Genomic DNA, 19,828 nt, shown 5'->3' on the forward strand with positions numbered 1-19,828 from the left:
CTTCTTTTCGGGAATTACAATTTTATATGGGAGGTTTCCCGAGTGGCCAAAGGGAACAGACTGTAAATCTGTCGTCTATGACTTCGGTGGTTCGAATCCACCACCTCCCACCAAAATGAAGCCGTGTTTTTCTTTTCGGAAAAACACGGCTTTTCGCATCGGTCCATCTAATTCTTTTGCGCCTTCCGCCGAAATAGAAAATAAGGAATACAAGGCAAAGGAGGCAGCCATATGAAACTGGGAGAGGTACGGCAAATCGCATCCGAACGGCTCGATGTGCTGTTCCAGCGCAAGACCGAACTGAACGATTTACTCAAAGAAGGACCTTCGGGCGCCAATGGCGCGAACTTCGATCGCGTGGAGATTTCCAAGGAGTTGTCCGCTGTCGAAAACGAATACGAACAGATGCAAGACATCTCCGATCAGCTGTCGGAGCTGGAAATGGGCATCCGCAACGCAGAAGCAGCCCGTCAGCAGGGCGAAGCCCTGGCCAAGGCTGCCGAAGATATGCTCAAAATCCTGGAGATTTTCCGGCGCATTTCCAACGGCGACCATGTCCCGCTGGCCGATGAAAACCGATTGTTGGAGTACAGCCATGAGCTGTACATGTCCGCCAAAAACATGGCATTCCTAAAGGAAAATGACAAGCCCAAAAAGTACGATTCCCTTTGGGATGAAGAAGATGAACGGCAGGAACCCCAGCCCGATCCGGACGAGGTGGCTGCCAACACCGAAGTCGGCAACCCGCTCGTCACCGTCGCGCCGTCCTCTGGCACGGCCGACGCATCCGCAGAATCCTGAAAAACACACATCCCCCTGGACCGATGGTCCAGGGGGATGTTCTTTATGATTCTTCGGGTGTTTCATGCGGCGGACGGCGGTTGACAAAGGCCCAGGGTTCGGTGTAATCCTCGCCATAGCTTTCCTCGTCTGCGTCCTCGTCCCCGCGTTCGCGCTTTTTCTGTTCGACTTCCTTGCGCTCCTTTTCGGCGGCATCCATCAGCGATTCCACCGTTCCGGCCGCTTCTTCCAGCGCGGTTTGCAGTTCCTTCTGCTCTTCCTCCATCCGGTTCGCCAGCCCTTCGGCCTCGGCTTCCTGATTACGAGCTTCTTCCAGCTTAACACGCAGCGCATCCAATTCGGCCTGCTTGTTATCCGCGCTTTCCTGCATCTGCTGGATCTCTTCCCGCAGCCGCTTGAGCGCTTCTTCATCCTGCGCGATGCGGCTTTCCAGATGGGTCACTTCGGCGCGGTAGGATTCCAGCTTGCGTTTGGCTTGCGCTTCCTCGCTTTCATGGTCCTGTACCGACCGGCTGGCACGTTCCCAAACTACCGCCGCTTTCCGCAGCTTTTCCTCCAATTTGAGGACCTCGGTGATGGGTTCCAGCTTGTCTACACACAGCAGCCCCGCCACCGATACATCGTCGCCCGTGCCGCGTTTACTCAGATTGGGCAGGTATTCGGCCACCGCCTTTTCCAGCCCCGGTCGGCCGTCGTTTAAATAGATGGACGCCAGCGTCTGGCAAAAGCCATAGGTGCCGTCCATATCCGAATACGCGGCATCGACCCCGTCGGTGCATACGAACACAGCAGCGGGCATACGCTCGCTGAAACTATACCGAAATTCATCAATGGCATTGGGGTCACAAATGGATGTCGTGATATTGTTCTCACAGCGCACATCCCAGGGAATGGGCTGTTCGCAGGTGCCATCGGTCCGCACGGCGACACACCGTCCATCGCCCTGCTGGATGCCCAGCCAATAGCGCTCGGTCACCAAGACAGCGACCAGCGTGGTGCCATAGGCCCGCTCGACCGCTTTGCCGGCCATATATTCTTCCCGGCAGCGCAGGCTGACACTTTCCATCTGCGTTTCGGAAAACGGATCGTCGAACATATCGGCTTCGATCGATTCATTCCAATGCTTGAGGATGCCGGCAAACAGTTCGCGCAGCAGTTTTTTTCGCTCGCCCGGGTCGCGCAGCTGCACGGCAGCGGTTTTGGAGGCAAATTCCATTAAGCCCGCCATGGTCGCCTGGACGATGAATTTCGAGCCTCGGTCGCTGCGGAAATAATCGCCGCCGCCGTGGCCGTCGGCCACGACAATGACCGAACAATCGGGTGCCGCATCGCTTGCCAAAGCCGCATCCTGGCACACCGAACCCATTTTTATATGTCGATATCCTCGTTCTATCCGTGAAAAGGCCCGATACTGGTGCATAAATTAAGAACCCTCCCTTTTGCACAGCCGGGCGACTTGAGATGCCGCCTTCTTGCTCTCTTTATTATACTTCCAATCCCACCCAGGGGCAAGTCAGGAACCCAAAAAGCCTTGGACGCTTTCATCCAAGGCTTTGCTCCTTACCCCAAGCGGTTGATGGGTGTGTCGGCCACGGTCGCTGCCTGCGTGCGGACGTCGTTAACCCGTAAGTCTCGCAAAATCAGCGTCAATGCCGCGTTGGTGGACTTGGTATGGTGCATCGCCAGCACGGTGGTCGCGGTGGTGCCGTCAAAGGAACGCAGCATCCAGGACGCCACCTGGCTGGCATTTTGTGTTTCGTCATCTGCCGTGACGGTCGCATCCCACAGGCGATACCCGTTTTCCAGCAGCGTGCCGCGTTGCTCCTCGGTCAGCTGGCCGCTCCCCTCCTGAACCGAAACCAGGCGGGTCACGGTGCCGGTCAGGGCAAACAGGCGGTCGTTGGCGTTTTGCAGCTGTCCGATATCGGCCGCATTCACCCACAGCCCAATGGTATGGCCCTGCGCCAGAATGCGGCGGATAAATTCGGCATCCCATTCTTCGGTCACCGGCAGGAAAAAGGTCGCCGTGCGGCCATATTGCTGCAAGGTATCCAGCAGGTCGGCCGAATATTCGTTGGGCGTACCATAGAACGTCAGATAGATCAGATTGGGCCGGATGGTCGCAGGCTCAATCGGTTCTTCGGGCGGCACCGGTTCGGGCCGGTTATCCTCTTCCGGTTCTTCGGGTTCGACCGGCGGCTTGGGCTTGGGAACGCTTTCTTCCTTATATTCGTCGACAATGTCCCCGGCCTGGCCGGAGGACTGCGAAAGGAAATCATTGTCGGACAACATGGCATTTTCATCGCAGATGCGAAGGATTTGATTTTCCCCCGAGATCAGCGAATACGACAGGCCGAATTGGCCGCATACCAGCTTGACCGGCACATAGATGGTGCCATTGATCGAATACGCCGGCTGGGAATAGCCATTCATATTCTGGTCGTACACATAGCCTTGCGATACCGAAAAGGTCAGGGTCCTGCTTTCGCCTTGGAGCACCAGCACATCCCCACTCTCCTGCACCGAGGATGCGATCTGGAACGAACCAAACACGGTATATGGCGCATACCATTCGCCGCTTTTCTTGGTCGGCATGGTGGACGTCGACAGCGGCAGGAATTCATCGTTGACCGCCGTTAATACGATCGTACTCGCTGACGCATGCAGTGGAAGCAGCAAAAAGCAAAACGTGACCAACAGCAGCACGGCTGTAAACCGAATCCGTTTCATTGGATACTGCCTCCTTTCTTTTACAAACCCTGAAAATAGTCCATTTTGATTATACCACAGCCCTTCGGCAAACGCAAAACCCATCCCGCCGCTTTCGGCGGAAAATCCGCCAAAGAAGGTTGTTTGGTCTTCCATTTCTTGTGGCAACTTGGAAAAAATTCAGGCGGGCGCATAATAATACTTGAAAATTGGCGCGTATGGGGATAAAATACAAATAGTTTCCGATTTATATATAAGAAAAGAGTGAATGAAGATGCTGAACATCAAGTACGAGCTGGCAACCACCAAAAAGCCCAAGCCGGACGAAAACAATCTCGGCTTTGGCATTTACTATACAGATCACATGTTCGTGATCGACCACACCGAGGGTATCGGTTGGCACGACGCGCGCATTGTGCCCTATGCCCCGCTGATGCTGGACCCGGCTGCTATGGTGCTGCACTATGCCATGGAGTCGTTTGAGGGTATGAAGGCCTATCGCCTGCCCGATGGTTCCATCCAGCTGTTCCGTCCCGAAAAGAACGCAGAGCGCATGATCAACACCAACAAGCGTATGTGCCTGCCTAGCCTGCCGGTCGAAGATTTCGTACAAGCTGTCAAGGCTCTGGTCGAAACCGAAAAGGATTGGGTACCGCATCAGGATGGTACCAGCCTGTACATCCGTCCGTTTATCATCGCCACCGAACCCCATCTCGGCGTGCGCACCTCCAAGACCCATCAGTTCCTCATCATCTGTTCTCCGGTTGGCGCGTATTATTCCACCGGCATCAATCCGGTCAAGATCTTCGTCGAAGATGAGTACACCCGCGCTTGCCCGGGCGGCACTGGCTTTACCAAGTGCGGCGGCAACTATGCAGCTTCGCTGGTTTCTCAGGTCAAGGCGCACGACCTCGGCTATGAACAGACCCTGTGGCTCGATGGCGTAGAGCATAAGTACGTCGAAGAAGTCGGTTCGATGAACTGCTTCTTTAAGATCGATGATGTTATTTATACGGCGCCCTGCGTTGGCACGGTTCTGCCGGGTGTCACCCGTATGAGCTGCATCGAGCTGCTCAAGAAGTGGGGCTACACGGTTTCGGAAGACCGTCTGCCCATCGCCAAGGTCATGGAAGCTGCCAAGGCTGGCAAGCTGGAAGAAGTCTTCGGCACTGGTACTGCGGCGGTCATCTCCCCGGTTGGCGAACTGCGCTATGAAGATCAGGTCGCTTTCATCAACAATGGCGAGATCGGCCCGGTAACGCACAAGCTGTACGAAACCCTGACTGGTATCCAGTGGGGCAAGATGCCCGACGACATGGGCTGGACCGTAAAGGTTTGCTAAACCACACAGCGGCGAGCGATGCTCGCCGCTTTTGTCTTGCAAACAAAAAAACAGGCAGTCGAATGACTGCCTGTTTTTTTGAATCATTGATTTATTCTTCGATATCCAGATATTCGCTGAGGTCCTTCAGCAGAGCGCTTGCATCGATGTCGTCTTCTACAACCAGCTGCAGCGGCTCGTTCAGGGACAGCAGGAACATACCCAGCAGGCTTTTTGCATCAACCATGCCGCTCTTGCCATGAATCCAGATATCAAAGCCATAACGGGTGACGATCTGGTTGATCTTCTGGATGTCTTCCGTATTCTTTACCTTGATTGCTCGAGTCATTTCAAATACAACCTCCTAAAAAAATCTATCGTTCTTTCTTTGAAATCATTATAACATAGCTTCGGGAAAAGGGAAGCCCCCTTTTCTCACATTTTTCTTTTTCAGCATTTTTTCTGCTGTGCCCGGCCACGCTCCGGTCTTTTCGTATCTTTTGCCCAAATCCATCCTCGGTTTCTTGCGCTTTGCCGCGTTTTTTCCGCGCCTTTTGTATTTTTTGTGGGATTTCCAAGCATTTTCTTTTTTGCCGTTTGCGGAGGGCAAAAAAGATTTTCCAAATGCCCTACACAAAATGCTTGACCATTCTGCTTTTAACTGCTAAAATGAAAAATTGTAAAGGGTATTTGGTACCGATTTACACGACATAACTTGGATAAAAGGTGGTATTATGATGAAAACCAAGAAGCTGGTTGCCGCAGCGCTGGCCGGTGTAATGACCCTTTCCCTGGCGGCATGTGGCAATAACTCCAACTCGTCCGGCGACGGCTCGGCCTCCGGGGACGCTTACACCATCGGCATTTGCCAGTTGGCACCGCATCCGGCGCTCGATGCAGCGACCCAGGGCTTCCAGGATAAGCTGACCGAGCTGATGGAAGCCGACGGCCTGGAGGTTTCCTTCCAGAACGAAAACGCCAACGGCGACCAGCCGACCTGCAACACCATCATGAATAAATTTGTTTCGGGCAATGTGGACCTCATCCTGGCCAATGCGACCGCGCCGCTGCAGGCTGCTGCATCGGCAACGAGCGACATCCCGATCCTCGGCACCTCGATCTCGAGCTACGGCGCTGCGCTGGACGATGACTCCATGAACGAAGTGACCGGCCGCAATATTTCGGGTACGTCCGACCTGGCGCCGCTCGACCAGCAGGCTGCCATGCTCAATGAGTGGTTCCCGGATGCCAAGAACGTTGGCTTGCTGTACTGCTCGAGCGAAGCGAACTCCAAGTACCAGATCGAAGTCATTCAGCCCGAACTGGAAAAGTTGGGCTATACCTGCACCGAATACACCTTCTCGGATTCCAACGACCTGTCGACGGTAGTCACCAAGGCCGCGCAGAAAAGCGATGTCATCTATGTGCCGACCGATAACGTCGTAGCCGACAACACCGGCATCATCGCCAATGCAGTCATCCCGGCCAAGGTTCCGGTCATCGCAGGCGAACAGGGTATCTGCGCGGGCTGCGGCGTGGCGACCCTGTCGATCGATTACTATGAACTGGGCGAAACCACCGCACAGATGGCTTATGACATTCTGGTTGGCGGCGAAGATGTCGCATCGATGAACATTCAGTTTGCACCTTCGCAGACCAAAATGTACAATCCGGACATTTGCGATCAGCTTGGTCTGACCGCTCCGGAAGGCTATACAGCCATTGAAGCAGCAGAATAAAGAATGGCATGATAAACGGCGGAAAGGGCGCGCCTTTTCCGCTGTTTTGCTATCTTGGGACGTTTAAGTAAATAAAAGGGGGAACGCATTTCTATGCAACTGAGCAACCTGCTCAATGCCCTGCCTGGCGCTGTCAGCCAGGGACTGATCTGGGGTATTATGGCAATTGGCGTATTCATTACATTTAAAGTGCTTGACATTGCCGACCTGACGGTGGACGGTTCGATCGCCACCGGCGGCGCAGCCTGCATCATGCTGCTGCGTGCCGATTTGCCGGTCTGGGTCGCGCTGCTGGGTGCTTTGGCGGCTGGTCTGGCTGCCGGACTCATCACCGGTCTGTTACATACCTTAATGGGTATCCCGGCGCTGCTGGCCGGTATTCTCACCCAGTTTTCACTCTGGTCGATCAACCTGCAAATTTTGGAGGGTTCCAACCAGTCGATCAGCGTAGATAAGTACCCGCTGCTCGTATCCAGCCGTTATATCAACCAGGCGATTTTGATTGTCGCCATTTTCGTCGTGGTCATCATTGCGATCCTGTATTGGTTCTTCGGTACCGCGCTGGGCTGCGGCATCCGTGCCACGGGCGCCAACCCGCACATGAGCCGCGCACAGGGCATCAACATCAACCTGACCAAGGTGCTGGGTCTGATGCTGTCCAACGGTCTGGTCGCACTGTCCGGCGGTCTTTTGAGCCAGTATCAGGGCTTTGCCGATATTAAGATGGGCATTGGCTCGATCGTCATCGGTCTGGCGGCTGTCATCATCGGCGAAGTCGTCTTTAGCCGCATCTTCCGCAACTTTGCGCTGCGCCTGCTGTCGGTCGTGCTCGGTGCGATCATTTACTACGTTGTCTTGCAGATCATCTTCTGGTTCGGTATCGATTCCGACTATCTCAAGCTTTTGACGGCTGTGATCGTCGCCATCTTCCTGGCCATCCCCTACTGGAAAGACAAATACTTCAACAAGCCGTCCAAGAAGGGAGGCGCCAAGAATGCTTGAACTGAAAGGACTGTATAAGACCTTCAATGCCGGCACGGTCAATGAGAAAGTCGCCATCAACGGTCTGGATCTTTCGCTGCAAAACGGCGATTTCGTGACCGTCATCGGCGGCAACGGCGCCGGCAAGTCGACCATGCTCAACCTGATCGCCGGGGTGTTCCCGGTGGATGAGGGCATCATCCGCCTGGGTGGGTATAACCTGACCAATCTGCCCGAACACAAGCGCGCCCGCTTCCTGGGCCGCGTGTTCCAGGACCCGATGATGGGCACGGCTGCCACCATGGGTATCGAAGAAAATCTGGCGCTCGCCTATCGCCGCGGCAAACGGCGTGGCCTGGGTTCGGGCATCACGAACGAAGAGCGCAAGCTGTACCGCGAAAAGCTGGCGACCCTGGGACTGGGGCTGGAAGACCGTATGACCAGCAAGGTCGGTCTGCTGTCCGGCGGCCAGCGGCAGGCATTGACCCTGCTGATGGCGACCCTGCAAAAGCCCGATTTGCTGCTGCTCGACGAACATACTGCCGCACTCGACCCCAAAACGGCCGACAAGGTTTTGCAGCTGACCGAGGAGATCGTCGCCCGCGACAACCTCACTACCCTGATGGTCACGCACAACATGAAGCATGCCATCCAGTACGGCAACCGTCTGATCATGATGCAGGCTGGCCGGGTGGTCGTGGATATCCAGGGCGAAGAAAAGAAAAATCTCAAGGTGCGCGATTTGCTTGAAAAATTCAACATTGAGAACGACCGCATGCTCTTAAGTGAATAAAACCGTACAATTCCTGCCCTTTTGGGGGCAGGAATTGTTTTTTGTAGGGCTGTAAAGTTTTCTTATCGTTTTGCCGTGCAGGACATTGTCAAATGCGGTTCTTGGTGATATAATTAGTAAAATATCGATAATTGACGAATGCAGGGAGGCATATATGAAGCTTCTAGAAGATGCTATTTTAACGCGCGGACGTGTCAAGGATGGGGATGTATTAAAGGTTGACGCGTTTTTGAACCACCAGATGGACGTTCCGCTCATCAACGAGATCGGCAAGGAGTTCTACCGGTTGTATCAGGGCCAGGGTGTCAACAAGATTTTGACCATTGAGGCCTCCGGCATCGGCATCGCCTGCATTACCGCACAACATTTCGGCGTACCGGTGGTCTTTGCAAAAAAGACCCAGTCGCGCAACATCGACGGCCCGGTCTATACCAGCAAAGTCACCTCGTTCACCCACCAGCGGGAATATGATGTGATCGTGTCCCAGAGTTTCCTGGGGCCGGAAGACCGTGTACTTCTCATCGACGACTTTCTGGCCAAGGGCAGCGCCCTGCTCGGCCTGATCGAACTGGTGCGGCAATCGGGCGCGACCATCGTAGGCGCAGGCATCTGCATCGAAAAGGGATTCGATGTGGGCGGCAAGCTGGTGCGCGACAGCGGCGTGCATGTGGAATCGCTTGCCATCATCCGTGAGCTGCACGACGGCAAGGTCATTTTTGCAGACTGATTTTCCCGGCGGTATGGGGTTTCCATGCCGCCCAGTTTCTTTTTTTGCCGTTTCCCCTTGCTAAGAATGGGTAGAATCGATATAATAGATGAGGAAAAACAGAATTCTTTACGATAGAGAGGCGTTTGTATTTCATGGAATTTGTAAGTACACCCAAGCAGTATGTCGACGCAGTCGAGGACTGCGCGGCGCATATCGGCCAGTCGGTCACCTTCCGCGGCACGGTGCATCGTGTGCGCGATATGTCGGATTTTGCATTTGTTGTCATCCGCGTCAACCGCGGCCTGATCCAGTGCATGTTTGCCGGGGAGATCGGCGGCATGACCAAGGCCGACATCAAGGACGCTATGGTCGTCGAGGTTTCGGGCGATGTGCGTGAGGAGCCCCGCGCCGAACACGGCTTCGAAGTGGTCCTGACCGATGTTAAGATTCTGGCAAAGCCGGCCGAACAGCTTCCCATCCCGCTCGGCAAGAAGTATATGGGTCTGTCGCTCGACGTTGACCTGCCGCTGCGCCCGATCACCCTGCGTCATCCGCGCAAGCGTGCGGTGTTCCGCATCCAGGCTGCCATCGCTGAGGGCTTTTCCGATTATATGCTCAGCCAGGGCTTTACCCGCATCCACACCCCGAAGATCGTTTCCGCGGGTGCAGAAGGCGGCGCGAACATCTTCAAGCTTGATTACTTCGGCCAGCAGGCCTATCTGGCCCAGTCACCGCAGTTCTATAAGCAGTATACCGCGGGTGTATTCGGCCGCGTGTTTGAGGTCGGCAACGTTTACCGTGCCGAGCGTCACAACACCTCCCGTCACTTGAATGAATACATCGGTCTGGACTTCGAAATGGCATACATCGATTCGATGTACGATGTCATGGCCATGGAAACCGGCATGCTCAAGCATCTGATGGACTATCTGCCCAAGCATGTGAAGCCCGAACTCGACCTGCTCGGCGTCAAGCTGCCGGTGATCGATACCATCCCGACCGTGACCTTCCACGAAGCCAAGGAGATCATGCAGGAGAAGTATGGTCACAAGTCCAAGAACCGCTATGACCTCAACCCGGACGAAGAAGTCCTCATGTGCCGCTGGGCGCAGGAGGAGCACGGCTCGGACTTCTGCTTTGTCACCCACTTCCCGTCGGCCAAGCGTCCGTTCTATGCGATGGATGACAAAGAGAATCCCAAGCTGGCGTTGTCGTTCGACCTGCTGTTCCGCGGTCTGGAAATCACGACCGGCGGCCAGCGTATCCACGACTACGACGAGCAGATTCAGAAGCTGCGCGACCGTGGCATGGATGAAACGCTGTTTGAATCCTTCACCATGCTGCACAAGTACGGCATGCCCCCGCACGGCGGCATCGGCATCGGTCTGGAGCGCCTGACCATGCAGCTGCTCGGCCAGCAGAACGTGCGCGATGCGTCCATGTTCCCGCGTGACATGACCCGTCTGGTTCCGTAATCATCCCGCCCCGGAGAAGCTTTCTTCCCTGGGGCGTTGTCCTGTCTTTTGGAGGTTTTTCATGACCTATCTGTTTGCGCCCCTGGAGGGCCTGACCGGTTATATCTACCGCAACACCCATGCGGCCTATTTTTCTCCGGCCGACGAATATTTTACCCCCTTTCTCTCCCCTAACCAAAACCGGCGCTTTACCTCCCGCGAGAAAAACGATGTCCTGCCCGAACACAATAAGGGTTTGCACGTAGTGCCTCAGCTGCTGACCAACCAGGCCGAGCATTTCCTGTGGGCCGCTGGGGAGCTGGCCACCATGGGCTATGACGAAGTCAATCTCAACCTGGGCTGTCCGTCGGGCACCGTGGTCGCCAAAAAGAAGGGGTCGGGCTTTTTGACCGAACTTGAAGCGCTTGACCGCTTTTTGGACGAAGTCTGTGCAAAGGTGCCGTGTGCGGTATCGGTCAAGACCCGTCTGGGGCGGTATTCCCCCGATGAATTTCCGGCGCTGCTTTCCATTTTCAACCGCTATCCGCTCAAGCGGCTGATCATCCATCCGCGGGTGCAGACCGATTTTTACCGGAACCATGCCAATTTGGACGCCTTTGCCGCAGCGCTGGCGGACAGCCGGCATCCGGTCTGCTTCAATGGCGACCTGTTCACCCCGGCCGATGTGGATGCGTTTCGTGCCCGCTTTCCGCAGGTGCAAAGCGTGATGCTGGGCCGCGGCCTGCTGGCCAATCCCGGCCTGTTGGGTGAACTGCGCGGCGGCGCGCGCATGGACAAAGCCACCCTACGCTCCTTCCACGACGAACTACTTGGCCGGTATCAGCAGGTGCTTTCGGTCGAGCGGCCGGTGCTGCACAAAATGAAGGAACTTTGGTTTTATATGCACGCTCTGTTTGCCGGGTGCGACGCCTATCTCAAGCCGCTGCGCAAGGCCGCGCATCTGCGTGACTATGAGACCGTGGTGGCACAGATCTTTGCAAACTGCGCGCTCGACCCGGCCGCCGGGTATCGGGCATGACCGTTTGCCGAACTTTTGATATTCTGCAAATCTTTAAATCCGATAAAATCTTAAACAGCCCTGTCAGGTTTTTGCTCCCCTCTGCGTCTAATAGTCAGAAAGGAGGGGACACCATGGGGCATTCATCCAGTCTGGATTTTGACCAGCTGATGCGCGAATATGGCAACGAATTGCTCCGGCTTTGCGCCCTGTATCTCAAGGACTGCGCTTTGGCCGAAGATGCCGTGCAGGATACCTTTCTCAAAGCCTGGAAATCGGGATTTCGGGGCGAGTCCTCGGAGAAAACCTGGCTAACACGCATTGCCATCAATACCTGCAAAAGCTATCTACGTTCGCCGTGGCTCAAACGGCGCGCCGATTCGGCTTTGCTGGAAAACCTGACGGTCGATCCCACCGGTCAAATGGATGATACCCTGCCGCGTGCTATCCTTTCCTTGCCAAACAAATCCCGGGAAATCATCCTGCTATACTACTATCAAGGCTTTAAACTTCGTGAAATCTCGGAAATTCTTCATATTTCCGAGGATGCAGCGGCCGCCCGGCTTTCCCGTGCCCGCGCACAGTTAAAGCCTTTGCTAAAGGAGTGGTACTATGATGAATAACCGGATGCGAAAGGAGCTCGACCATATGATGCAGAATATCACCTTCACCCCTGCCATGATGCATCGGGTGCACCTGCGTACTCATCGCCGCAGCTTGACCTATCCGGTCAAACGTGCCATTGCCATTGCGATTGCAGCCATTTTGCTTTCCACCGGTGCGCTGGCCGCCGGTATGACGCTGCTCGAACATCTCCGCAGTCAGATGGGGCCGTTTGGCAGCCAAGTTGTGCCGGTGGTCACCAATGGCCAGGCTGAAGCCCAGGGCTTTCGTGTCCAGGCGCTGGCTTCCATGTCAGACAGCTACAACACCACGGTGTTTTTCTCTGTGGAAGATACGGTGGGCGGACGGCTGGATGCCTATACCCATCTGCGTCTGGATACCGAACCGCTCAACGACAACTGGGTTGCCTATACTTTTGGCTGCCGACAGCTTTCCTTTGATGCCAAAACCCAAACCGCACTTTTTGAGCTTTCCATCGATACCGGAATGGCTGCGACAGCTGATGCCCCGGTACAGCCGGAGGACGTGATACAATTTACCATTGACGAAATCATACCTGGCGCAGACCAACCTGGCGAAGATGGATTGCCGCTGTCCTTGGATCAATTCACTTCTTATGCTGGTCCCTGGACCATTTCGACGACCATTGAACGTGCCGCGGAACGCACGCTCAGCCAGCCGGTCAATATCTGGGTGGCCCATGTAACCGATGCCCGTCTATCCCCGCTTGGCTTGTATGTTGCCGGTTCTATGGAAACACCGTCCTCGCTCAGCAATTTGGTCATTACCATGAAAGATGGGGCGGTCTATTCCTATCCCGGTCTGACGCGTGGCGGCGGCGGCCCGGATCAGCCGGACGGCTCCCGTCCGTTCCAGACCTATTGGAGTTTCTGTGACCCGGTCAGCAAAGAGGGTACTGCCTTGACCGGCCCGCTCGACATCGATCAGGTCGCCAAGGTCACGGTCAGCGGCATCGAACTTCCCTTTGCTCCATAAGCGGCTTTCCGAACAGTGAAAAAGCGCGGTTTGACATTTTCTCAAACCGCGCTTTTCCCTGGTTAGCCCATCATGCTGCTGCTGATGTCATGGGCTGCCTTTTTGGCTGCATGGGTCACGTTTTTGGCCGAGTTTTTGACCGCCCGGCGTGTACCTGGATTGGACATTGCTCCGGCTGCCATTGCAGAAACGATTGCCCCCGCCGCCATGCCGGCCGCAATACCCGTTACAACTGGACTGACTCTCATCTTCGTCAGCCTCCTTTCCCTTTTCTCGATGGTTCCGTGTTCCGGTCTTATTGTGTCCGGGCGCACAAAAAACTTTCATAGCGGCCGCTAATAAATTTTGTATGAAGCTGAAAATTTTTCAGTCATACAATCCGTGAAAATTTTCACGCTGAAAGGAGCATATTTTGTCGGTTTCGTCGGTGGCAGGCGCGCACGCTTTACGGTATAATATTTTCAAAGCAAACATGTGAAAACATGTCCTCTTCCTTTAAGCATGACCCGTGAGTCTGCAAGGTCGAAAGCGAATGAAATTTTATCACACCTATCATACTATCTGTATGGGTGTACTGTATGCTTCCCGACCTGACCCGGGAAGCTTTTTTTGTACTTTTTGGAAAGGAGCGGGGCGATTGCAACGAAAAAAAGCTGAAATCATGGATGAAGGCGCCATGCGCCGGGCGCTGACCCGTATCGCCTACCAGATCATCGAACGCAACCACGGCGCCAAAGATGTCCTGCTGGCCGGAGTACGCACCCGCGGCCTGCCGCTGGCCGACCGCATCGCGGACAAGATCGGCGAGGTGGAAGGGTTTCGCCCGCCGGTGATCGCGCTGGATATTTCCTCTCTGCGCGACGATGTGCCGCGGGACAGCCGCGCGCCCATCTCCTTCCCTGACCTGCCGGGTCTGGAAAACAGTACGGTCATCTTGGTCGATGATGTGCTGTACACCGGGCGCACCGTGCGCGCTGCCATGGATGCCATCTCCCAAATGGGACGGGCTGGCCGCATCCAACTGGCTGTTATGATTGACCGCGGCCACCGGGAACTGCCCATCCGGCCGGATTATGTCGGAAAAAATTTGCCAACTGCGCAGTCCGAACGGGTGCAGGTCTGTCTGCATGAAATCGATGACGTGGATGCCGTCCGTATATTAGAAGAAAAGCCGTAACCATTCGGCCAGCCCTGCTGGCCGCCGGAATAGAAGGAGCGAATGCTATGTCGATTCAAAAGCTGGTAGAAAACATCAAGGCAAAGGGCAACCCCACGGTCGCTGGCCTGGATGCCCGCCTGGAATACATCCCTGACTGTCTGACCGAAGACCTCCGCAAGGAATATGGCAACACCCTGGAGGGTGCCGCCAATGCGATGCTCCGGTTTAATTTTGGCCTGATCGATGCGCTTTATGACATCGTGCCTGCTATCAAGCCGCAGGCAGCGTATTATGAGCTGCTCGGCCCGACCGGCACCCGTGTGCTGCGCGCGACCATTCGCTATGCGCAGGAAAAAGGCATGTATGTCATTGCCGACATCAAGCGCAACGACATCGGCGCGACTGCCTCGGCGTATGCCGAAGCCTATCTGGGCCGCACGATGGTCTGGGGCGAAGAACTGCCGGTGTTTGACTGCGATGCGGCAACCGTGAACGCATACCTGGGTACCGACGGCATCGAGCCCTTCCTCAAGGAATGCCGCGCCCATGAAAAGGGTATCTATGTGCTCGTTAAGACCTCGAACCCGTCCTCGGGCGAGTTCCAGAACCGCGATATGGAAGGCAAGCCGCTCTTTGTCCGGGTTGCTGAAAAAATCCAGGCCTGGGGCGAAGGACTGGATACCCCGTGCGGTTACAACCAGGTCGGCGCCGTTGTAGGTGCGACCTATCCCGAAGAACAGAAGATCGTCCGCCAGCTGATTCCGAAGTCCTACTTCCTTGTGCCGGGTTACGGTGCGCAGGGCGCAACCGCCAAGGACATTGCCAATGCGTTCAACGACGACGGCCTGGGTGCGATCGTCAATTCCTCGCGCGGCATCATGTGCGCCTGGAAAAAGACCGGGAACGACGGCCGCGATTATCAGGAAGCGGCCCGCGCAGAAGCCATCCGCATGCGCGATGATATCGTCAGCGCGATCAAGTAAACATAAAGGAGCCCGATTATGAAAAAAGCATTTTTACTCCTCGCCGACGGCACGCTCTTTGAGGGCACGGCCTGCGGCTACGAAGGCCAATCCACCGGCGAGGTCGTTTTCAACACCGGTATGGCCGGTTATCAGGAAGTGCTGACCGACCCGTCCTACTACGGCCAGATCGTCACCATGACCTATCCCCTGGTGGGCAACTATGGCATCAACTTTGAAGATTACGAATCGCACAAGAGCTGGGTTTCCGGCTTCATTATGCGTGAGATTTGCGAATATCCGTCCAACTGGCGCTGCCGCCATACGCTTGACCACTATCTCAAGAGCCAGAAGGTGGTCGGCCTTGCGGGCATCGACACCCGCCGCCTGACCCGCATCCTGCGCAATTCGGGCGTTATGAACGGCATCATCTACACCGAGGGCCATGAACCGGATGCCGCTGCGATTGCGGCCATGAAGGCCTATGTGGTCCGTGACGCGGTCAAGACGGTCACCAGCGCGCAGGAATCCATCTGCAAGGCCGATGGCGAAACCAAGTACCACATCGCCCTGCTGGACTTTGGTGTAAAGTACAACATCGAACGCGAACTGCAGTCGCGCGGCTGTGAAGTGACCGTTCTGCCGGGCGATACCGCGCCCGAAGCCATTCTGTCGGGCGGTTATGACGGCATCATGCTGACCAACGGCCCCGGCGACCCGGCTGAAAACGTACAGATCGTCGAAAACCTCAAGGTACTGCTGGAAAGCAACATTCCGATGTTTGGTATCTGCCTGGGCCATCAGCTCATGGCGCTGGCCATTGGCGCCAAGACGCACAAAATGCGCTTTGGTCACCGCGGCGTCAACCATCCGGTCAAGGACCTGGACACCGACCGCACCTACATCACCAGCCAGAACCATGGTTATGCAGTCGTTGGCGAAAGCGTAGACCCGTCCATTGCACGGGTGCGCTATGTCAACCTCAACGACGGTTCGGTCGAAGGCATTGAACACATCGGCCGTCCGGTATTCACCGTGCAGTTCCACCCCGAAGTCTGCCCGGGCCCCATGGATACCTCGTTCCTGTTTGACCGCTTTTTAAGCAACATTGACCAAGCGAAGGGAGACGCAGCCAAATGCCTTTGAGAAGTGATATTAAGAAAGTAATGGTACTGGGTTCCGGCCCCATTGTCATCGGTCAGGCGGCCGAATTTGACTACGCAGGCACCCAGGCTTGCCGCGCCCTGCGCGAAGAAGGATTGGAAGTCGTGCTGGTCAACTCCAACCCGGCGACCATCATGACCGACAAGGCCATGGCCGACAAGGTCTACATTGAGCCCATGACCGTGGCTGCTGTCAAAGAGATCATCAAAAAAGAACGTCCGGACTCCCTACTGCCCAACCTGGGTGGTCAGACCGGTCTGAACCTGGCCATGGAACTGTGCGAGGAAGGCTTCCTCGACGAGATGGGCGTCAAGCTCCTGGGTGCAAACCCGACCACCATCGCCAAGGCCGAAGACCGCCAGATGTTTAAGGATACCATGGAAAAGATCGGCGAGCCGATCATCGCGTCCAAGGTCGTGCACACGGTCGAAGATGCCGTGGCGTTCACCGAGGAAATCGGTCTGCCGGTCATCATCCGTCCGGCGTACACGCTCGGCGGCACCGGCGGCGGCATTGCCTACACCTGGGACGAGCTGCGCGAAATCGCGGCGTCCGGCATCATGCACTCCCGTGTGGATGAAATCCTGGTGGAAAAGTGCATCACCGGCTGGAAGGAAATCGAATACGAAGTCATGCGCGACGCCAAGGGCAACGCCATTACCATCTGTAACATGGAAAACGTCGATCCGGTCGGCGTACACACCGGCGACTCGGTCGTTGTTGCGCCCAGCCAGACGCTGTGCGACAAGGAATATCAGATGCTGCGCACCTCGGCGCTCAAGATCATCACCGAACTGGGCATCGAAGGCGGCTGCAACGTGCAGTTCGCCCTGCATCCGACCTCGTTTGAATATGCGGTCATCGAAGTAAACCCGCGTGTATCGCGTTCGTCCGCCCTGGCATCCAAGGCAACCGGTTATCCGATCGCCAAGGTGACCGCTAAGATCGCGGTCGGTTATGGTCTGGACGAGATCACCAACGCAGTCACCGGCAAGACCAAGGCCTGCTTTGAGCCGACCATTGACTATATTGTGGCCAAGTTCCCGCGCTGGCCGTTCGATAAGTTCGTCTATGCGGACAACACCCTGGGCACCCAGATGAAGGCCACTGGCGAAGTCATGGCCATTGCGCCCTCGTTTGAGCAGGCCATGATGAAGGCCGTCCGCGGCGCGGAAATCAAGCTGGATTCGCTCGTCATGCCGCGCCTTCAGAAATGGAGCGACGACGAAATCCGTGCCGGTGTACACCGCACCGACGACCAGCGTCTGTTCGTCATCTGCGAAGCCTTCCGCCGTGGTCTGATGACCATTGAGGAAGTATTCGACATCACCAAGATCGACACCTGGTTCCTGCATGGCTTCATGAACATTGTAAACATGGAGAAGGAACTGGCTTCCTGCACCGAACTAACGGCTGACCTCTACCTGCGCGCCAAGAAGATGGGCTTCCTGGACAAGACCATCGAGCAGATGAGCGGCAAGCAGATCGGCGACTTCAAGCGTCTGCCGGTTTATAAGACGGTTGACACCTGTGCGGCCGAATTTGACGCCGAAACCCCCTACTACTACTCGACCTTTGACGACGAAAACGAAGTCAAGCCGTCGGATGGCCGCAAGAAGGTCCTGGTTCTGGGTTCGGGCCCGATTCGTATCGGCCAGGGTATCGAGTTCGACTACTGCTCGGTACACTCGGTTTGGGCGCTCAAGGAACTGGGCTGTGAAACGGTTATCATCAACAACAACCCGGAAACCGTATCCACCGACTTTGACACGGCAGACCGTCTGTACTTTGAACCCCTCACCCCGGAAGATGTGACCGGTGTTGTCAACGCCGAAAAGCCGGATGCAGCCATCGTGCAGTTTGGTGGCCAGACGGCCATCAACTTGGCGCAGCACATCGAAAAGCTGGGCGTTCCGATTCTGGGCACCCCGGCATGGTCGATCGATGCAGCCGAGGACCGTGAGAAGTTTGACGTCATTCTGGAGAAGTGCGGCATCCCGCGCCCGAAGGGTGACACGGTCATGACCGAGGAAGAAGCCGTCGAAGTCGCCGACCGTCTGGGTTATCCGGTTCTGGTACGTCCCAGCTACGTTCTGGGCGGCCAGGGCATGGAAATCGCCTTCTCGGAAGAGGATATCCGCGAATATATGCAGGTCATCACCCGCAATAAGGTCGAAAACCCGGTACTGGTCGATAAGTATATGATGGGCCGCGAGATCGAAGTCGACGCCATCTGCGACGGCGACGACATCCTCATCCCGGGCATCATGGAGCACTTTGAACGTGCGGGTGTCCACTCGGGCGACTCGATCTCCATCTATCCGTCCATCAACATCGAGCAGAAGCACAAGGATACCATCATCCGCTACACCGAGGCGCTGGCCAAGAATCTGGCAGTCCTGGGTCTGGTCAATATCCAGTTTGTGCTGTACAATGACGAGGTTTATGTCATTGAGGTCAACCCGCGTTCGTCGCGTACCGTGCCGTATATCTCCAAGGTGACTGGCGTACCGATGGTGGATCTGGCGACCCGCTGCATGTTCGGCGAAAAGCTGAAGGACATGGGTTACGGTACCGGTCTGTATCCGGAAAGCGACCACTATGCGGTCAAGGTTCCGGTCTTCTCCTTCCAGAAGCTGCGTGACCTGGATACCCAGCTGGGGCCGGAAATGAAGTCCACCGGCGAAGTTCTGGGCGTATCGACCACCTTTAAGGAAGCGCTGTTCAAGGGTCTGATTGGTGCAGGCTATGAAATGCGCAAGAATAAGGGTGCAGTCGTGATTTCGGTTCGTCCGGCAGACAAACAGGAAGCAGTTTCCATCGGCAGCCGGTTTGAATCGCTGGGCTATGAGCTGTATGCGACCCGTGGTACGGCTAACACCTTGAACCGTCACATGGTTGCAACCAACGTGGTATACAATGCGTTTGAGCCCGACCAGCATCCAAACATTCTGGACCTCATCCAAAACGGTGAAGTGGATTATGTTATTTCCACCTCGGCCAAGGGCCGTCATCCGGAGCTGGCAAGCGTAAAGATTCGTCGTGCAGCCGTAGAGCATGCTATCCCCTGTCTGACGGCGATCGATACAGCAAACGCTCTGCTAAGCTGTCTGGAATCCAATATGAAGATCGAGAACTGTGAAATGATCGACATCAACTCCATCAAGTAATATGGGGTCTGGGGCCTGCGGCCCCAGCGCAGTCCAGCCGCGCAGGCTGGCCGCCCTTCCGAAGAAGGGCGGAACTCCCCTTCAAACGCCCGGCCAAAGCCGGGCGTTTGAACTTTTCTGTGCATGAAAAAAAGCGGTCCGCTTCGGCGGACCGCTTATCATTTACGGGATGGTTCAAAATCCGCGCTGCGGATTTTGAAAAGAATATTCCGCTGTCTGCGGACAGCG

General features: G+C 55.7%; 19 protein-coding genes and 1 tRNA gene. 15 read left to right on the forward strand and 5 right to left on the reverse strand.

The genetic code is table 11. From position 1 onward, the window contains the following. Positions 1–28: 28 nt before the first annotated feature. Both EFB11_RS10575 and EFB11_RS10580 read left to right on the forward strand, forming a co-directional pair. Positions 29–113: transfer RNA gene (locus EFB11_RS10575), tRNA-Tyr, on the forward strand. Positions 114–231: 118 nt separating this feature from the next. Continuing rightward, positions 232–801, forward strand: a complete 570-nt coding sequence (locus EFB11_RS10580; protein ID WP_122790190.1) for a hypothetical protein — start codon at positions 232–234, stop codon at positions 799–801. Between the two features lie 43 nt (positions 802–844). Here EFB11_RS10580 and EFB11_RS10585 read toward each other — a convergent pair whose 3' ends face one another. Both EFB11_RS10585 and EFB11_RS10590 read right to left on the reverse strand, forming a co-directional pair. Then, positions 845–2,221, reverse strand: a complete 1,377-nt coding sequence (locus tag EFB11_RS10585; protein ID WP_122790191.1) for a PP2C family serine/threonine-protein phosphatase — start codon at positions 2,219–2,221, stop codon at positions 845–847. 140 nt (positions 2,222–2,361) lie between these two features. Next, positions 2,362–3,531: a polysaccharide deacetylase family protein gene (locus EFB11_RS10590; RefSeq protein WP_122790192.1), complete on the reverse strand. Its 1,170-nt coding sequence runs from the start codon at positions 3,529–3,531 to the stop codon at positions 2,362–2,364. Between the two features lie 253 nt (positions 3,532–3,784). Between EFB11_RS10590 and EFB11_RS10595 the strand changes: the two genes are divergently transcribed. Beyond that, complete coding sequence (locus tag EFB11_RS10595; RefSeq protein WP_122791286.1) at positions 3,785–4,852, forward strand: branched-chain amino acid aminotransferase; 1,068 nt, start codon at positions 3,785–3,787, stop codon at positions 4,850–4,852. 91 nt (positions 4,853–4,943) lie between these two features. Here the strand turns inward: EFB11_RS10595 and EFB11_RS10600 are convergent, their stop codons facing one another. Further along, entirely contained in the window at positions 4,944–5,180 is a 237-nt protein-coding gene (locus tag EFB11_RS10600; RefSeq protein WP_122790193.1) for an HPr family phosphocarrier protein, read from the reverse strand. Between the two features lie 48 nt (positions 5,181–5,228). Continuing rightward, complete coding sequence (locus EFB11_RS10605; protein WP_122790194.1) at positions 5,229–5,441, reverse strand: hypothetical protein; 213 nt, start codon at positions 5,439–5,441, stop codon at positions 5,229–5,231. A gap of 127 nt (positions 5,442–5,568) precedes the next feature. Here EFB11_RS10605 and EFB11_RS10610 point away from each other — a divergent pair, with 127 nt between their 5' ends. The 8 genes from EFB11_RS10610 to EFB11_RS10645 all read left to right on the forward strand — a co-directional run bounded on the left by EFB11_RS10610 (position 5,569) and on the right by EFB11_RS10645 (position 13,145). After that, entirely contained in the window at positions 5,569–6,570 is a 1,002-nt protein-coding gene (locus EFB11_RS10610; protein ID WP_122790195.1) for an ABC transporter substrate-binding protein, read from the forward strand. A 93-nt stretch (positions 6,571–6,663) separates the two neighbouring features. Beyond that, positions 6,664–7,572, forward strand: coding sequence for an ABC transporter permease (locus EFB11_RS10615; protein WP_122790196.1), 909 nt, complete (start codon positions 6,664–6,666; stop codon positions 7,570–7,572). Next, positions 7,565–8,344 carry an ABC transporter ATP-binding protein gene (locus EFB11_RS10620; RefSeq protein WP_122790197.1) on the forward strand — a complete coding sequence of 260 codons (780 nt, stop codon included), beginning with the start codon at positions 7,565–7,567 and terminating at the stop codon, positions 8,342–8,344. Before EFB11_RS10615 ends, EFB11_RS10620 begins: the two co-directional genes overlap by 8 nt. 154 nt (positions 8,345–8,498) lie before the next feature. Continuing rightward, entirely contained in the window at positions 8,499–9,071 is a 573-nt protein-coding gene (locus EFB11_RS10625; protein ID WP_122790198.1) for a xanthine phosphoribosyltransferase, read from the forward strand. A gap of 134 nt (positions 9,072–9,205) precedes the next feature. After that, the gene (gene aspS, locus EFB11_RS10630) at positions 9,206–10,528 is read left to right on the forward strand and encodes an aspartate--tRNA(Asn) ligase (protein ID WP_122790199.1); all 1,323 of its coding nucleotides are present in this window, start codon (positions 9,206–9,208) and stop codon (positions 10,526–10,528) included. Positions 10,529–10,589: 61 nt separating this feature from the next. Beyond that, complete coding sequence (locus EFB11_RS10635; protein WP_122790200.1) at positions 10,590–11,546, forward strand: tRNA-dihydrouridine synthase family protein; 957 nt, start codon at positions 10,590–10,592, stop codon at positions 11,544–11,546. 113 nt (positions 11,547–11,659) lie between these two features. Continuing rightward, a complete protein-coding gene (locus EFB11_RS10640) occupies positions 11,660–12,148 on the forward strand; it encodes a sigma-70 family RNA polymerase sigma factor (RefSeq protein WP_122790201.1) in 489 nt (162 codons plus the stop codon). Next, positions 12,138–13,145, forward strand: coding sequence for a hypothetical protein (locus EFB11_RS10645; protein ID WP_164706730.1), 1,008 nt, complete (start codon positions 12,138–12,140; stop codon positions 13,143–13,145). Before EFB11_RS10640 ends, EFB11_RS10645 begins: the two co-directional genes overlap by 11 nt. Positions 13,146–13,207: 62 nt before the next feature. Here EFB11_RS10645 and EFB11_RS10650 read toward each other — a convergent pair whose 3' ends face one another. Further along, complete coding sequence (locus EFB11_RS10650; protein ID WP_122790203.1) at positions 13,208–13,393, reverse strand: hypothetical protein; 186 nt, start codon at positions 13,391–13,393, stop codon at positions 13,208–13,210. Between the two features lie 389 nt (positions 13,394–13,782). On the opposite strand from EFB11_RS10650, the gene pyrR reads away from it, so the two are divergent. Genes pyrR through carB form a run of 4 tightly spaced genes read left to right on the forward strand, consistent with a single transcriptional unit; the run spans position 13,783 to position 19,600 of the window. Further along, positions 13,783–14,322: a bifunctional pyr operon transcriptional regulator/uracil phosphoribosyltransferase PyrR gene (pyrR, locus tag EFB11_RS10655; protein WP_279220543.1), complete on the forward strand. Its 540-nt coding sequence runs from the start codon at positions 13,783–13,785 to the stop codon at positions 14,320–14,322. Between the two features lie 47 nt (positions 14,323–14,369). After that, positions 14,370–15,287 (forward strand): orotidine-5'-phosphate decarboxylase, encoded by a 918-nt coding sequence (gene pyrF, locus EFB11_RS10660; RefSeq protein WP_122790204.1) that lies wholly within the window; start codon positions 14,370–14,372, stop codon positions 15,285–15,287. Positions 15,288–15,305: 18 nt separating this feature from the next. Then, a complete protein-coding gene (locus EFB11_RS10665; protein WP_122790205.1) occupies positions 15,306–16,412 on the forward strand; it encodes a carbamoyl phosphate synthase small subunit in 1,107 nt (368 codons plus the stop codon). Continuing rightward, complete coding sequence (gene carB, locus EFB11_RS10670; protein WP_122790206.1) at positions 16,403–19,600, forward strand: carbamoyl-phosphate synthase large subunit; 3,198 nt, start codon at positions 16,403–16,405, stop codon at positions 19,598–19,600. Before EFB11_RS10665 ends, carB begins: the two co-directional genes overlap by 10 nt. Positions 19,601–19,828: the final 228 nt, after the last annotated feature.

Origin of the sequence: Intestinibacillus sp. Marseille-P6563, from assembly GCF_900604335.1 — a bacterium.
GTDB lineage: Bacteria > Bacillota > Clostridia > Oscillospirales > Butyricicoccaceae > Butyricicoccus_B.